The 16,131-nt window shown below is 42.8% G+C and carries 14 protein-coding genes and 1 pseudogene; 2 read left to right on the top strand and 13 right to left on the bottom strand.

What is annotated here, in order from left to right:
• Positions 1-75: pseudogene (locus tag CEW93_RS10895) on the bottom strand (elongation factor Tu); the annotation flags it as partial.
• A 249-nt stretch (positions 76-324) separates the two neighbouring features.
• Here CEW93_RS10895 and CEW93_RS01800 point away from each other — a divergent pair.
• Together CEW93_RS01800 and truD are read left to right on the top strand one after the other, a co-directional pair.
• Positions 325-1,491, top strand: coding sequence for a sugar transporter (locus CEW93_RS01800; RefSeq protein ID WP_089538701.1), 1,167 nt, complete (start codon positions 325-327; stop codon positions 1,489-1,491).
• A complete protein-coding gene (truD, locus tag CEW93_RS01805) occupies positions 1,488-2,573 on the top strand; it encodes a tRNA pseudouridine(13) synthase TruD (protein ID WP_089538700.1) in 1,086 nt (361 codons plus the stop codon). The genes CEW93_RS01800 and truD overlap by 4 nt, the downstream gene beginning before the upstream one ends.
• Here the strand turns inward: truD and CEW93_RS01810 are convergent.
• From CEW93_RS01810 to gdhA, 12 genes are all read right to left on the bottom strand, one after another.
• Positions 2,518-3,399, bottom strand: a complete 882-nt coding sequence (locus CEW93_RS01810) for a PHP domain-containing protein (protein WP_089538699.1) — start codon at positions 3,397-3,399, stop codon at positions 2,518-2,520. The two genes, truD and CEW93_RS01810, sit on opposite strands and share 56 nt — an antisense overlap.
• A gap of 46 nt (positions 3,400-3,445) precedes the next feature.
• Positions 3,446-4,591, bottom strand: a complete 1,146-nt coding sequence (gene ftsZ, locus CEW93_RS01815; RefSeq protein ID WP_089538704.1) for a cell division protein FtsZ — start codon at positions 4,589-4,591, stop codon at positions 3,446-3,448.
• A gap of 54 nt (positions 4,592-4,645) precedes the next feature.
• On the bottom strand, positions 4,646-5,977 hold the full coding sequence (ftsA, locus tag CEW93_RS01820; protein ID WP_089538698.1) for a cell division protein FtsA: 1,332 nt from the start codon (positions 5,975-5,977) through the stop codon (positions 4,646-4,648).
• Between the two features lie 124 nt (positions 5,978-6,101).
• Positions 6,102-6,839 carry a cell division protein FtsQ/DivIB gene (locus CEW93_RS01825; RefSeq protein ID WP_186727870.1) on the bottom strand — a complete coding sequence of 246 codons (738 nt, stop codon included), beginning with the start codon at positions 6,837-6,839 and terminating at the stop codon, positions 6,102-6,104.
• 208 nt (positions 6,840-7,047) lie between these two features.
• Positions 7,048-7,986, bottom strand: a complete 939-nt coding sequence (locus CEW93_RS01830) for a D-alanine--D-alanine ligase (RefSeq protein WP_089538696.1) — start codon at positions 7,984-7,986, stop codon at positions 7,048-7,050.
• An 81-nt stretch (positions 7,987-8,067) separates the two neighbouring features.
• Entirely contained in the window at positions 8,068-9,513 is a 1,446-nt protein-coding gene (gene murC, locus CEW93_RS01835; RefSeq protein WP_089538695.1) for a UDP-N-acetylmuramate--L-alanine ligase, read from the bottom strand.
• Positions 9,514-9,576: 63 nt separating this feature from the next.
• Complete coding sequence (gene murG / locus CEW93_RS01840; protein ID WP_089538694.1) at positions 9,577-10,659, bottom strand: undecaprenyldiphospho-muramoylpentapeptide beta-N-acetylglucosaminyltransferase; 1,083 nt, start codon at positions 10,657-10,659, stop codon at positions 9,577-9,579.
• Positions 10,660-10,893: 234 nt separating this feature from the next.
• Positions 10,894-11,847 carry a glutathione synthase gene (gene gshB / locus CEW93_RS01845; RefSeq protein WP_089538693.1) on the bottom strand — a complete coding sequence of 318 codons (954 nt, stop codon included), beginning with the start codon at positions 11,845-11,847 and terminating at the stop codon, positions 10,894-10,896.
• A complete protein-coding gene (gene pyrE, locus CEW93_RS01850; protein ID WP_089538692.1) occupies positions 11,847-12,494 on the bottom strand; it encodes an orotate phosphoribosyltransferase in 648 nt (215 codons plus the stop codon). The genes gshB and pyrE overlap by 1 nt, the downstream gene beginning before the upstream one ends.
• A gap of 140 nt (positions 12,495-12,634) precedes the next feature.
• Entirely contained in the window at positions 12,635-13,513 is an 879-nt protein-coding gene (gene tsf, locus CEW93_RS01855; protein ID WP_089538691.1) for a translation elongation factor Ts, read from the bottom strand.
• Between the two features lie 119 nt (positions 13,514-13,632).
• The gene (rpsB, locus tag CEW93_RS01860) at positions 13,633-14,382 is read right to left on the bottom strand and encodes a 30S ribosomal protein S2 (RefSeq protein ID WP_089538690.1); all 750 of its coding nucleotides are present in this window, start codon (positions 14,380-14,382) and stop codon (positions 13,633-13,635) included.
• A 274-nt stretch (positions 14,383-14,656) separates the two neighbouring features.
• Positions 14,657-15,997: an NADP-specific glutamate dehydrogenase gene (gene gdhA, locus CEW93_RS01865; RefSeq protein ID WP_089538688.1), complete on the bottom strand. Its 1,341-nt coding sequence runs from the start codon at positions 15,995-15,997 to the stop codon at positions 14,657-14,659.
• Positions 15,998-16,131 lie beyond the last annotated feature (134 nt).

Below are 16,131 nucleotides of genomic sequence, written 5' to 3' on the forward strand. Positions count from 1 at the left end.
TTTACCGTGGTCAACGTGTCCGATGGTACCAACGTTAACGTGTGGTTTGGTGCGTTCGAATTTGGCTTTTGCCATGAGTTTGTCCTCTTTTAAATGCCCAAAAAGTAGGCAAGTTGCGTTTACCTTTGGCTATTGCCAACAAGTTGTCAGCCTTTACCAATCTGAATAATTATATCATAAATTTTAATTTTGAAACACCATTCATCACATAAAAAGCGTTAATTTTGTATAAAAATCCATCATTTTTACGATTTTCTGGTACTTTTTATCAACACATCATGCAAAATTGTTATAATAACCCCCCATTCATCATCTGATTTTATCATGCCCCCATCTATCCATCCTGCTCATATTAGAACCATGCGTGTGTTAATTTTGGCATTATCTGCCTTCGTCTTTAACACCAGCGAATTTATCCCTGTGGCTCTTTTGTCTGATATTGGGGCAAGCTTTGGCAAGTCAGCATCCGAAACGGGTATTATCATAACCATTTATGCGTGGGTGGTCGCCTTATTATCACTACCTGCCATGCTCATCACCGCCAAAATAGAGCGAAAACGTTTATTATTTTGGTTGTTTTTTATTTTTGTGATGAGTCATGTTCTTAGCGTATTTGCCAAAAGTTTTGAGCTACTGCTCATATCGCGGATTGGCGTAGCACTTGCTCATGCTGTATTTTGGTCAATCACCGCAAGTCTTGTGGTTAAACTTGCCCCAAAAGGTCAGCAAGCATGGGCATTAGGCATACTTGCCACAGGCTCAGCTCTTGCTACTGTGCTAGGTTTACCGCTTGGGCGGATACTTGGGCAATATCTTAATTGGCGAGCGACATTTGGTGCAATCGGTGGGCTTGGTTTGATATGTATGATGGGCATATCGTGGATATTACCCACACTAGCCAGCAAAAACACAGGGTCGCTATCTAGCCTACCAAAACTTGCCAAACAAACCCCACTAATGGTAGTCTATATCAGTATTATGTTGCTGGTCATGGCACATTTTACAGCATACAGTTATATTGAGCCGTTGTTGTTACACATTGGCATGACACCCATCACCACTACCATGATGTTAGTGTGGTTTGGGGTAGCAAGTATGATTGGCAGCCATTTATTTGGGCGATATTATGAACGCTTTTGTCATCATTTTTTACTTGTCTCAGTAGCAATAGTACTGATTTGTTTAACATTTTTATCCGCCACATTTCATCTTTTAAACACACTTAGCCTAACCGTATTGCTTCTTGTTTGGGGCGTGGGGATGATTGGTGTTATTTTATCTTTACAATTTCAAACTCTCAAACTTACCCCAAAGGACACCGATGTTGCCATGAGTTTGTTTTCAGGCATTTTTAATGTAGGTATTGGGGGCGGTGCTTTGCTTGGCTCAGCAGTCATCTCATCTATGGGGCTATTTAGCATTGGTTATGTTGGTGCTGGCGTGGGTCTGGTGGCGTTTTTAATTTTACTGTTATTTAGGAAAACTTCATGATACTGGCAAACCCCCATACACCCACCATCACACAAGCGATTTTTAAGGCATGTGCTGATGATTTTGTTGTACAAGAAATCATGGACATCAGTTTTGATGGTCAAGGCGAACATTGTTGGTTGTTTATCCAAAAAACCAATCTAAACACCGCCTTTGTTGCCAAGCTACTGGCAACATGGGCAAACATAGCCCCCAAAGACGTTGGGTTTAGTGGCTTAAAGGACAGGCGAGCCATTACCGACCAATGGTTCAGCCTACGTTTGCCAAACAAGCGTTTGCCTTCATTGGATTTTATCAGTTTCGCCAAAGATTTCTTAAAAGATGATGAAAAACTAACCTTATTAGCACAGCATTGGCACGGCAAAAAACTAAATCGTGGCACGCATAAAGCCAATCGCTTTACCATCACTCTAAAAGATGTGCAAGGCGACAAAACCGCCATTGACGCACAGCTTGCACTTATTAAAACTTGTGGCGTACCAAATTATTTTGGTGAACAGCGTTTTGGTAAAGATGGTAATAATCTGCCCCAAGCTGTTGCCTTTTTTCAAAAAATTCTTAGCACTGATAAGCCCTATCGCCCCCACAAACAAGACCGCAACAAACACGCTTTGTACATATCCGCCGCCAAAAGTGCGATTTTTAACGCCTTGCTTAGTCAGCGAGTTTTAATGGGGTGTTGGGACACACCAATAGACGGCGATGTTTTTAATCTCAATGGCACAGGGTCGGTGTTTTGTGCAAAGATTGATGATGTCATCATGGCACGTTTAGCCACAGGCGACATTCACCCTGCCGGCATACTTTATGGCACAAGCAACAGACTGTCAAGCAATCAGGCATTGATGATGGAAAATGAGATTTTGGCACAATTTAGCACCTTTAAAGATGGGCTGACAAAAATAGGTGCAAAATGTAGCTACCGCCCATTTCGTCTGATGGCTCATGAATTTCAATGGTCGTGGCAAGATGACAATTTGCGTTTGACATTTACATTGCCAACAGGAGCATTTGCCACCAGTATCATCAGCAATCTGATGATGGACGAAAACGCTCCCACACGCCCACCTGCTCAGGCTTGATGGTGGCGACTTTACCAAGTTTTCGCCAAGGCATATTTGCCCCATGAAAATCAGACCCTACTGATACTAGCAAATCATGCTCCTTGACACATCTATCTATCATCGCTCGTGTGCTGACAGGCTCACTATTTGGTAGCTCTACTGCATCTCCACCCATATCAGCAAACTCGGCAATCAGCCGTCTGGTACGGGTGGCAGACAGCCCATAACGTGTCGGATGAGCCAGCACCGCCAAACCACCACAATCATGAATCAGTTGCACAGTTTGTGTCATGCTCATAGCATCTATGGCGACATAGGCAGGTTTATTATCCGCCAGATATTTATCAAAAGCATCTTGGATACTTTTGGTCAAACCAAGCTCAAACAACACCTGAGCAATATGAGCTCGTCCGATGGCTTTGGGGTTGTGATTGACCTTATTTAATACCTGTTGCACCAATATTGTCTCATCATAATCTAAAAGCGTTGCCAGTTTAGCAATGATTGACCTGCCCCGATATTCACGACTGTGCTGCAATGCTGTTAATTTATCACCCAAATACCGTTTGTCCAAAAAATCTAACGCCACCACATGAATAACCTTGTCAATGGCTTGGTTTTTGCCGTAACCGCCAAACAGTGTATGATGACAGCTTATCTCCACACCATTAATCAGACGCACACCAAGCTGTCTTGCTTTTTGGTGAGCATCATCTAAGCCCAAAATGGTATCATGGTCAGTCAAAGCAAAGGTGCTAATGCCAGCATTTTTAGCAAGTAGCACAAGCTCTTGTGGTGAATATGTGCCATCAGAACAAGTGCTGTGGCTGTGTAAATCTATCATTTTGATTCCAAATAAAACCCCGCCAAGCAGGGTCTTATTGCCATGATTAGTGTTGTTGCTTTTTGCTTAAAAAATCCATGACCAATGTTTTTTCTTTAAGTGAATCGCTTGGTGATTGAGCGGTCGTCTTAAAAGCTGGTTGAGTAGATGCATAACTATTGATGTTTTTTGGTGGTGCAGTCTCTTGCAGTGGCACCACAGGCGAAGAGATGGGCTTTTCTTCTATCGTCAATCCTGTGGCAATGATGGTAACATGAATCTCATCACCCATACTCTCATCATCAACAAAACCATAAAAGATGTTGGCATTTTCCAAATCCACAATCGGAGCAACCGCCTCAGCGATTTCATTAGGTTCGGTCATCATCAGATTAGATGAAACAACATTCACCAAAAGACCTTGGGCATTTTCAAGACGCAAATCTTCCAATAATGGTGAACGAATGGCAAGCTCTGTCGCCTTAGTTGCACGCCCTTCACCACTAGCACGTCCCACTCCCATCATAGCATGACCCTTGGCAGTCATGGCAGTGCAAATATCCTTAAAGTCAGTATTAATATAACCTGCCGTAACAATGGTTTGCACCAAGCCATTCACCGCATGAAGTAGCACATCGTCTGCTTTTTTTAGCCCTTCTTTAAAAGGCAACTCACCATAAATCTCTGGCAATTTATGATTTGGAATGACAATGATGGAATCCACATATTCAGACAACACTTCAACGCCCGCCTTGGCAACCTCGGCACGTTTGCGTGCTTCATGAGCAAAAGGCGTGGTAACCACTGCTACCGTTAAAATCCCCATTTCCTTAGCAACACGAGCCACCACAGGAGCAGCTCCTGTACCTGTACCACCACCCATGCCAGCAGTGATAAAAGCCATATTATGACCTTCTAAAATCGCTCTAATTTGCTCCTCATCACTTTCAGCAGCTTGTTTGCCAACTTTTGGGTCACTACCTGCTCCCAAGCCATTAGTGATTTGTGCACCAAGCAAAAGGGTTTTTGGGACATTTAAGCGATTGAGTGCTTGACTGTCAGTATTGGCACAAACAAAGGTAACATTAGATACCCCCTGCTCCACCATATGCTGAACAGCATTACCACCACCACCACCCAGACCAAAGACAATAAAACGTGCCCCATTATTAACAACAATTGGCTCATCTTCTGAAAAGGTATATTTTGACATATCACGCCCTCTATTTAAAATTGTCATCTACGCACATTAAGACAATATCTACATCTACATCCATTTTTTAAGAAAATTGGTAGCCTGCTCATACGCTTCCCCCAATCGCCCAAAAAAACCTTGGTTTGATTGTGTTTGTGGATATAAAAATTGCTCGTCCTGCTCGTACTGTTTACTTTGTTGGTACAACAATACCCCAATGGCATTATATAAGGTATTATCCGCCAAATGCTTGTTTATCATTCTAATATTATCATCATTTAAATCATTTACACAAACGCTGACACAATTATTTACACTTATTTGTCTTACAGCGACATTAAAACGTTTTTGTACCATACGATTCAAATCGTTCATTTTTGAGCCACCGCCCGCCAATACGATGCCATCTTTGAAAAACTCTGTCATGCCCTCTTGGTCAAGCGTATCAAAAATTCTTGAAAATAAAGCAAAATATCTATCTTCTATGATGCTCGCCAATTCATAGCGATTTAGGACGATTTCACCTTGTTTATTATTTCTTTGCAGGGTAATAAAACGGTCTTTGGGTACGGCTGATGAATAGGCAAAGCCCTCCTCTTTTTTGATGGATTCTGCCTCTGCCATGGAGATATTAAGCCAATTGGCAATATCTTTATCAACCGCACTTCCTGCCATGCCAAAACATCGACTAAATATCAACATGTTATTTGAATAAACACAAACATTAGTTACGCCTGCCCCAATATCCACAAAACAAATACCTCGCTCCTTTTCTGCGTGAGTTAGGGCGTATTCCGCCCCCGCCACACCAGCAAAGACAGGCGGATAAATCGCCAAGTTACTTTGAGCAAACACGCCATCCATCTGCTGATAATAAGTTCTTGGCATGGCAATCAAATGATAATTAAGATGTAGATGATGGGCGTATAAACCCACAGGGTTTTTTGTGGCACGTTCGGTAGGTCTGCCAATATCCAAGGTGGCAAATTGTGTGATGATTTGTATGGGACTGGCTCTGTTTAATAGCAAGTCATTTTTTAATTTTTCAAGCATACCTGCAATATCATCAAGACGAACAGGCTTACCTACGGCATTTGGCACATCACCAACCAAATTGATTCGGCTGTGTGCATTGTCTGTTTGCATATTAGGGGTGGCAAAGGACAAACCGACATGGGTAAACTCCACACCTGCCATGTCCATCGCTTGATTGGTAGAGATTTTGATGGCATTTAATAAGTCATGGTGATTGACGATTTGACCGCCAAAAAACCCTTGTGTCTTAGCAATACCCACTGCCATGATTTTTAGGTGCTTACCATAATTATCGGGGTAGCCCACAACCGTATAAACCGCTGTGGAACTTAAATGTATTACTGCACGAATTTGTAAATTTTGTTTCATTTGCTTATTCACAAAAACAAGGTAAAATACGCCCCTTAATCTTCATTTAAAGACGACTTGCCCATGCAGGAAAATCATCTAAAAACACCTTTACCCAGTTTGGGTTTATTGGTTTGTACCGCCATCAGCTCCCATCAGGTGCTTGTGATTTCCATGCAATAACAAAGCCATTTTTATAACGCAAATCCACAGATTGTATTTGATTTAGCTTGTCTTTGTAGTGCCAAAATAAAGTTTTTGGCAGACCATAGAGCTTTTGTTCGGTGTTTTCCCCGTCCACAATCACTCTTAAACCGCTATTAAAACCAATAATCCAAGTCTGTCGGGGAGTTAAACTAAGCTCCTTTACTGAAATTCCCAAAGGCTCAAACCATGTGTTGATATGATTCATTTGCGTCATGATGTCCGCAGCCTCTGTCTCATCACCATAAAGTGTTACTAGGTGAGTGTTCATTAGCTGCGTTCTATCAACAGGAACAAATACCTGACCACTGGCGTCTATCATCTGCCGACTGCCAAAATTGGCAATTGCTTTTCTGGGAGTAACAGACACCATAACACCCCGATACCAATCACGACTGACATCAGCACTTTCCACCCATGACAGTTTAGTAACCTCATCATGGATTTGTTCCAAATCAGCACTAAAAAATTGCACTTTTCCCACTGACGACAGAGTACTTGCTAAGACCTGCACCTCAGCAGGACTTAGGTTGCTGTCATCAATCACAATATCTTCGGCAGGCTTGTTTTGGGTTCTGTTGATGCCAATGGTCAAAAAACCGACCAAAAACACCACCAACAAGGTCATGATTGCCGACCGCCACGGAGTAGAGAAGTATTTATCAAATTTTATTGACATCGCCACAACCATCAACCCATGTCATCAAAGAAACAACGCCCATCACATTTACTTATTTTGCATTAAGTCAAGTCTTATTGTACCTTATTTTTTACAATAAGACTATGTTTTTTAACACTTATCAAACGTTGTTGGTTGTGGTTATTGCAAGTTTTGTTGTAATTTTTTATCACTACTTAATCAAACATGACCATCTTTGTCATGTTTATTATGCTCTATACACAGAATCTTCGCTCAATGTTTGTGTCAAAATCGTCAAACATAATGATGCAAAATTCATGCCATTTACAGCAGCTGCCATCGGCACAAGACTGTGGTCGGTCATACCAGGAACGGTATTTAACTCCAACAAATATAGCTTGCCTGCGTCATCTTTTAAAAAGTCCACTCGCCCCCAACCTTTACCACCAATGGCAGCAAATGCAGACAGGGCGATTTGACCCATCATGGCTTCTTGTTCATCGGTCAAATCAGAAGGACATTGATACTGCGTATCGTTTTTTAAATATTTGGCTTCATAGTCATAAAATTTGCCCTTAGGAATGATACGAATGCTTGGTAGCGTCTCATTACCCAAAATTGAACAAGCATACTCGCCCCCTGTAACGGCTTTTTCTGCCAAAATCTCACCATGATACTGTTTGAGCTGTGGATAGGCTTTTGCCAAATCGCCTGCATTTTCAATCATCATCACGCCCACGCTAGACCCTTCGGCAGCAGGCTTGACAAATAAAGGTAAGCCAAACTCACGCTCCACCTGCTCAAAGTCGCTGTCGTCGTTTAGTACCACATAAGGCACATTGGGTAGTCCCAAAGATTGCCAAAGCAGACGGCAGCGAAATTTATCCATTGCAATGGCAGATGCCAATACGCCACAGCCTGTATAAGGAATCTCAAAGCCATCTAACACGCCTTGTAGGCCCCCATCTTCGCCAAAAGTGCCATGTAGGACATTAAACACTCGGTCATAATCACGCAGCTTTGAAATGTCAGTGTCTTTTGGGTCAAAGTGATGAGCATCCACACCTTTTGATAATAAGGCATTTAGCACCGCTTTTCCGCTGTTTAAAGAAACTTCTCGCTCGCTACTTGTGCCACCGCAAACAACAGCAACTTTACCAAATACGGCTGGGTCTATATTGGTCATGATTTTTTCCAAATGGGTTAAAATTAATAAATAAAACTGATGGATTACATACAATAATCACGATGACTTTAATAAGGGCAACTAAGATAAATACAATCCATTATCCTTTAAATCCAAACAAATTTGCCCCACATTGCCCGCTCCTTGGGTAACCAGCACATCGCCTGCTTTTAAGATACGTTTCATGGTGATGGCAAGCTCATCTTTGTCAATGAGTGTCGGCTCAACTTCTCCACGCAAACGGATACTTCTTGCCAATGCCTTACTGTCTGCACCAACGATTGGCTCTTCACCTGCCCCATACACATCTAACAATATCAGCTCATCAACACCCGATAAAACTGCCACAAATTCATCAAAACAGTCTCTGGTGCGACTATAACGGTGTGGCTGAAACATCATCACAAGACGACGCTCAGGATAACTTTGACGAGCAGCCTTGATGGTGGCTGACACTTCGGTGGGGTGATGTCCATAATCATCAATCAGCAAAACATTACCGCCATCCACACTCACATCTGCTTGCTGTTCAAAACGTCGTCCCACACCTGCAAATTTACTCACCGCACGCACAATCGCTTCATCGTCCACACCTTCATCAGTGGCAAGCGTGATGGCAGCTAAGGCATTTAGCACATTATGCTCACCGGGGATATTTAAGGTCAATCTGAGTGGCTCACGCTCTTTGCGTAGCACCGTAAAATGCGTGCGAGTACCGTCCACCGACAAATCTACCGCTTGTACGTCATTATGCTCTTGAAAACCAAAAGTCAGTACAGGGCGTGCAATTTTATCAATCATGCCGTACAGCTCTTTATCGTCACCACACACCACCGCCAAGCCATAAAATGGCATGTTGTGCAAAAACTGAATGTAGGCTTGTTTTAATTTATCAAAACTGCCACCATAAGTATCCATGTGGTCTTCATCAATGTTAGTTACAATACTTGCCATTGGACGTAGTGATAAAAATGACGCATCTGATTCATCCGCTTCTGCCACCAAATAACGAGAGCTGCCCAAAGAAGCATTTTTACCAGAAGCATTGAGTTTGCCGCCAATCACATAAGTGGGGTCAAGACCTGCTTCGGTCAAAATCATCGTCAAAAGACTGGTTGTGGTGGTTTTGCCATGAGCACCTGCCACCGCAATAGAATGGCGATAGCGCATCAGCTCACCAAGCATATCAGCACGGCGAACCACTGGCAAACGAGCTTGTAAGGCGGTTTGAATTTCAGGGTTGGTTTTATCAATGGCAGATGAAACCACCAACACATCAGCATTTTGGACATTTTTGCTGTCATGACCGATAAATACCGTAACACCAAGGCTTTGTAAACGGCGAGTAACCGCACTTTCTTTAATATCCGAACCTGTTACTGTATAGCCTTGGTTGGCAAGCACTTCGGCAATGCCACACATACCTGCCCCACCGATACCCACAAAATGAATGTTACCAATTCGTCTCATCTCTGGGATTTCAATGAGCTGTTTGGGCAACTTATGTGAACTGTTTAAATTTGACATAATGCTCTCTTATCTTGATTGAATTTGAATAAAAATTCCGTTTTTGATATTAAGCTCATCTGATTAGCACAAAACCACGTCTTGCACAATGTCCGCCACCATGTTTGTGGTGTCCGTTTTGGCAAATTGCCGAGCTTTTGTTGCCATGTCTTTGCAATCTTGACGGCTAAGATGGCTTAAAATCTCATTTAATTTTTCCCCAGATAGCTGACTTTGGGGCAACAAAATCCCCGCTCCATGATTGGTCAGACTTTTGGCATTGGCGGTCTGATGGTCGTCCACCGCATGTGGCAAAGGAATAAAAATAGGTGCCACACCCACCGTGGCAATCTCTGTTACCGTCAATGCTCCAGCACGGCACACCACCACGTCCGCCCAAGCATAGGCTTTTGCCATATCATCAATAAAAGGCATCAGCTCAAACACATGACGACTTGTGTCAATCCCTGCTTGCGAATAAGCAACAAGCATGTCATTATGATTGTCTTTACCGCATTGATGTCGCACAGTTAAAGGCTTTTGGGAGAGTTTTAACAACGCCACCACCGCTTCATTAATGGCTTTTGCCCCAAGACTGCCCCCCACAACCAATACCTTTAATGGTGAATTGTCAGATAAATCATACCTTTCATCAGGCGGTGCTATATTTATGATGGCTTGACGCACAGGGTTACCCACGGTCATCAATCGTTCGCCAAGCCCACCAAATGCCCCATCAAAAGCCTGCAACACTTTGGCTGAATATGGTGCTAAGGTCTTATTACTCATGCCTGCGATGGCGTTTTGTTCATGAATAATAAGTGGTTTGCGTGCCAATCTGCTTGCCAGCCCCCCCGGCACAGTTACATAACCACCAAAGCCAATAACCACATCTATATTATTGTTTTGTATGACTTTTTTGCTTGCCATGACCGCACGAAATAACATAAATGGCAATTTAATCGCTCGTGCCAAACCCTTACCACGCAATCCTTGCATGTCAATGTGATGCATCAGATAGCCATGCTTGCCCACCAGCTCATTTTCCATGCCATTAGGCGTACCAAGCCAATGTACGTTTGCTCCACGCTCTTTTAATTCGTCCGCCACTGCAAGTGCTGGAAAGACGTGTCCGCCTGTACCTGCTGCCATGATTAGTACATTCATAAACTGCTCTTATTTTAGACTTTAACTCTTTATTGTGTAACAAAATGCCGGAAATTACAAGCAAAAAACGGCATAAATTTTAAATTCTTTCATAAATCAGACAATGTGATTGTATTGTATCTACAATGTCATCAATATGATTCATGATTTTCCAACCAACAACATTAAAAGTTTAATTTTATGGTAAATAAAAAAGAGCGAAAAATAACTTTCGCCCTTTTTTGTTGGTTAAAACTACCCATCTAGCAAGCTTTCTAAAAACGCAATAAAATCCACCGCAATTTGTGTGCCACATTGCTCATCTATCTCACGCACGCAAGTTGGGCTTGTTACATTAATCTCAGTGATTTTTGCCCCAATCAAGTCCAGCCCCACAAAATACAAACCTTTTTCTACCAAAGTTTGGGCGACTTTTTCAGCGACTGCTCGCTCATCATCACTTAGTGGCATGGCAACACCCCGACCGCCTGCCGCTAGGTTGCCGCGTGTCTCACCATCAGCAGGAATGCGAGCCAAGCAATATGGCACAACTTGTCCACCCACAATCAGCACTCGCTTATCACCCTCTTTGATGGCAGGCAAATATTTTTGAGCCATGATGGGTAGCGTTCCCATCTGGGTGAGCATTTCAAGCGTTGAGCCAATATTTGGGCTATCCGCCGTCAAACGAAAAATCCCCATACCCCCCATGCCATCAAGCGGTTTGACAATCACATCAGCATGCTCAGCGATAAACTGACGAATGTGGGTTTGTTTGGTGGTTACAATCGTCGGGCTCATATGCTCACTAAACTGCGTGGCAAATAGCTTTTCGTTGCAAGCACGCACCGAACTTGGGTCATTGGCAACCAATACGCCCGCTCTTTTGGCATATTCTAGCAAATGCAACGCATATAAAAAATTCATGTCAAAAGGCGGGTCTTTACGCATGAGTATGACATCAAAATCAGTTGCCTTGACAGTTGTCTTATCGCCAAACTCATAAAATTTATTGGGATTTTTAAAGACTTGTATGTCTTGTTTGTCCGCATACAGCTCGCCTTGGTTTAGCCAAAGGTCATCAATGCCACAGTAGGACAAATGATGACCTTTATCACTTGCTGCCCACATCATCGCAAGTGTGGAATCTTTTTTGTAATTGATGGTTGTAATGTCATCCATCACGATTAAAAAGTTAAGTGGCTTCATCATTGCACCCCATACTTTTGACGATACGCCATCATATTTGCCAAATGCTCGCTCTCGTCTTTGGCTTGCAAAAAGGTAATAATATCATCAATGTCCACCAATGAATACACAGGCACGCCAAAATCATCATTGATTTGCTGTACTGCTGAGCGTTCATCTTGTCCTTTTTCTTTGCGGTCAAGAGCAATCACAATACCTGCCAGTGTTGCCCCTGCTCCCTGCAAAATCGCTACCACTTCTCGCACCGCCGTGCCTGCGGTCATCACATCATCAATCACCCACACCGATTTACCAGTCAAATCCGCTCCCACCAAATTACCCCCTTCACCGTGGGTTTTGGCTTCTTTGCGATTATAGCCCCACGCCACATCAATGCCATAAGCCTGCCATAAAGTCTGTGCGGTGGTCGCCACAAAAGGAATACCCTTATATGCCGCCCCAAAAATGGTGGGATGGTCTTTTTCATTTAACTGCTCTGCCAAAACACTGGCATAACCTTGTGATAACATGTCCAATGCCTTGCCACTTGATAGTAGCCCCGCATTAAAAAAGTAGGGACTCACACGCCCTGATTTTAGTGTAAATTCACCAAACTTTAATACCTGATAATCAAGCAACAACTGTATAAAATCACTTTTATTAAACATCTTAATCACTCCAATCACTTGCAAAAATGGTTTATTTTACCTTGTTTTTATAAATTTTACTCAATATTTATGAAACTTTTACAATAAAAAAACGCACCAAAAACCAGTGCGTTTTTTCAAGTCAAAACTTGATGTCATCATTAGGCTTTGGCAGCAGCTTGGGCAGCAGCGACTTCGGCAGCAAAGTCTTCTTGTTTTTTCTCAATGCCTTCGCCCACTTCTAGACGCTTAAAGCTGATGACCGTTGCATTTTCGGCTTTTAGCACATCACCTACTTTTTTGTCATTATCCATGACGTAGGCTTGATTTACCAGCGTTACTTCATTTAGGTATTTTTGCAAACCGCCAGTAATCATTTTTTCAACCACCGCTTCTGGCTTGCCTGATTCTTTGGCTTTGGCTTCAATGATGTCTTTTTCACGAGCCAAAATGTCAGCAGGCACGCCTTCGGCATTCACAGCGATTGGGTTAAAGGCAGCTACTTGCATGGCGATTGCTTTACCAAGCTCATCAGAACCGCCTTCATAAGACACCACCACACCAATACGCAAGCCATGACGATATGATGCAAGGTTTGCCCCTTCAATCACTTCACCACGGCGAATTTGAATGTTTTCACCGATTTTTTGTACCAAAGCAACACGGGCTTCTTCTACATTCACGCCATTTTCATATTCAAGAGCAGAAATGGCAGCCACATCGGTGGTGTTGTTTGCTAGGGCAAGGTTAGCGACTTTATTAGCAAAAGCAGTAAAGTTTTCATCTTTTGCCACAAAGTCAGTTTGGCAGTTTACTTCTAGTAGTAATGCTTTGCCTTCACCTTGGGCAATGACAATCGCACCATCAGCAGCAATGTTGCCTGCTTTTTTGGCAGCTTTGGCTTGACCTGATTTACGCAAGTTGTCAATCGCAAGCTCAATGTCGCCACCTGCTTCTTCTAGTGCCTTTTTGCACTCCATCATGCCAAGACCAGTACGCTCACGCAACTCTTTAACCAATGATGCAGAAATTTGAGTCATGGTAATCCACCTTTTAAATAAAAAATATCGTGTTAAATCATCATAATGACAAGATTTTTATCAAAAAAGGCATGAACGTTTGTACAGACATTCACGCCTTTTTATATGCTGATTAAAAATTATTCAGCTTGTTCGGCGTTATCAGCGACTTGTTCGCCACCTTTGCCTTGGGTTTTAGCATATTCTTTGCCAGCAATGATGGCATCCGCCATTGCAGCTGCATACAAGCTGACCGCACGAATGGCGTCATCGTTAGCAGCAATCACATAATCCACGTCATCAGGATTTGAGTTGGTATCCACAACACCGATGACAGGAATGCCAAGGTTTTTGGCTTCTTTGATGGCAATGGCTTCATGACCAACATCAATCACAAACAGTGCATCAGGCAGACCATTCATGTCTTTAATGCCGCCCAAAGCACGCTCCAACTTCTCCATATCACGAGTACGTTCAAGAGCTTCACGCTTGGTCAGTTTGGCAAATGTGCCATCTTCGGCTTGTTTTTCTAGCTCTTTTAGGCGAGTGATGGATTGACGAATGGTCTTCCAGTTGGTCAAAGTACCGCCAAGCCAGCGATGGTCAATATAAGGCATGCCAGCACGTTGTGCCTGCTCACGGATAACCGCACTTGCCGCACGCTTTGTGCCAACAAACAAAATTTTGTTGCGGTTAGCAGCTTCTTTGTTTGCAAAGTTAAGTGCGTCATTAAATTGAGCAACTGTGTGTTCCAAGTTAATGATATGAATGCCATTTCTTGCACCAAAAATGTATTGGTTCATTTTTGGGTTCCAAAAACGGGTTTGGTGTCCAAAGTGAGCACCAGCTTCTAGCAAATCACGCATGGAGATTTGGGTAGGATTTGACATAAAAAGTCCTTAAAATGGTTTGGGTTAAAACTTCCACACCATCAAGATTTTAAATTCACAGCTTGCATTTATTCACAGAATAAATTATCCCGCCAATGAACACCCTAAAATCCTATAATGATGTGTGTGTCGTTTAAAGTGATAAGAAATCTGTCAAAATCTAAATGACAGAATGATAATTATACCACATTTTTTTAAAATAGCCAAGTACTATATCGCATAACAATCCGTCAATAAAAAAATCCGCCCCAAAGGACGGATTTTAAATGATGACTTATAGATAGCCGTATGCCACAAGTGCATTAGCAACTTGCACAAAGCCTGCGACGTTTGCCCCTGTCATATAATCCACCACACCTTTGGTTGTGCCGTATTTTTCGCCAGCAACTTTTGAGTTGTCATGGATATTTTTCATGATGGTTTGTAGCTGACCGTCTAGCTCTTCAAAGCTCTTATAGCGGCGAACTGAGTTTTGGCTCATCTCCAAGCCTGACACCGCCACACCGCCTGCATTGGCAGCTTTACCCGGAGCATAAGCGATGCCATGCTCACGCACCACATCAATCGCTTCGGCAGTCAATGGCATATTTGCCCCTTCAGCAACATATTTAACACCATGTTTTACTAGGGCTTTTGCGTCTTCTTCGCTCACTTCGTTTTGGGTGGCACAAGGCAATGCCACATCAGCATCAAACTGCCAAGGGCGTTGTCCTGCCAACCACTCGCCACCAAACTGTGCCACATAATCAGCCAAAGATTGATTATTGGCTTTATGGTTTTTAATCCAGTTGATTTTTTCTTGGGTAAAGCCATCTTTGTCTACAAGTGTGCCTTTTGAGTCAGAAAAGGTGATGACTTTGCCACCTAGGTGCAAGGCTTTTTCAGCAGCGTACTGTGCCACGTTACCTGCACCAGATACCAAGACAGTTTTACCCACCAAAGTTTCATTATTAACTTTAAGCATATTATCCAAGAAATACACCAAGCCATAACCTGTCGCTTCGGTGCGAATGAGCGAACCACCATGACCCACGCCTTTACCTGTCAATACGCCTTCAAATTCACGGGTTAGGTTTTTGTACATCGCAAACATATAGTTCACTTCACGACCACCCACACCAATGTCGCCTGCTGGCACGTCCATGTCTTTGCCGATGTTTTTGTGCAACTCACGCATAAAGGCATAGCAAAAACGGCGAATCTCTGCTTCGGATTTACCTTTGGGGTCAAAATCACTACCCCCTTTACCGCCACCCATGGGCAGACCTGTCAAAGCGTTTTTAAAAATCTGCTCAAAGCCCAAAAACTTGAGCACGCCTTCATTAACGGTTGGGTGAAAACGCAAACCACCTTTGTATGGACCAATGGCATTGCTAAACTGGACACGCCAACCACGATTTACCTGAATCTCGCCCTTATCGTCTTCCCAGTTTACACGAAAATTAATCACACGGTCAGGCTCGCAAAGGCGTTCAAACACTTTGTACTCTGCAAATTTTGGATTATCAGCATACACCTTTTCAATGGTGCTGGCGACTTCTTTGACAGCTTGGATAAATTCTGGCTGATGGGCGTAATTTTGCTCAACTTTGGCGATGGCGGATTGAATGGTCATGGCAGATTTCCTATACATAAAACCAACAAAATAAGGAGATTGTTACTTATCAGTCTTTTTATCAAAAAAACTCATCAACTCATAAGCAATGACAATAATATCAGGTTTTACTAAAAAAACAAGTCTTTTTCCAC

This window comes from Moraxella sp. VT-16-12, assembly GCF_002224245.2.
Classification (GTDB): domain Bacteria; phylum Pseudomonadota; class Gammaproteobacteria; order Pseudomonadales; family Moraxellaceae; genus Moraxella.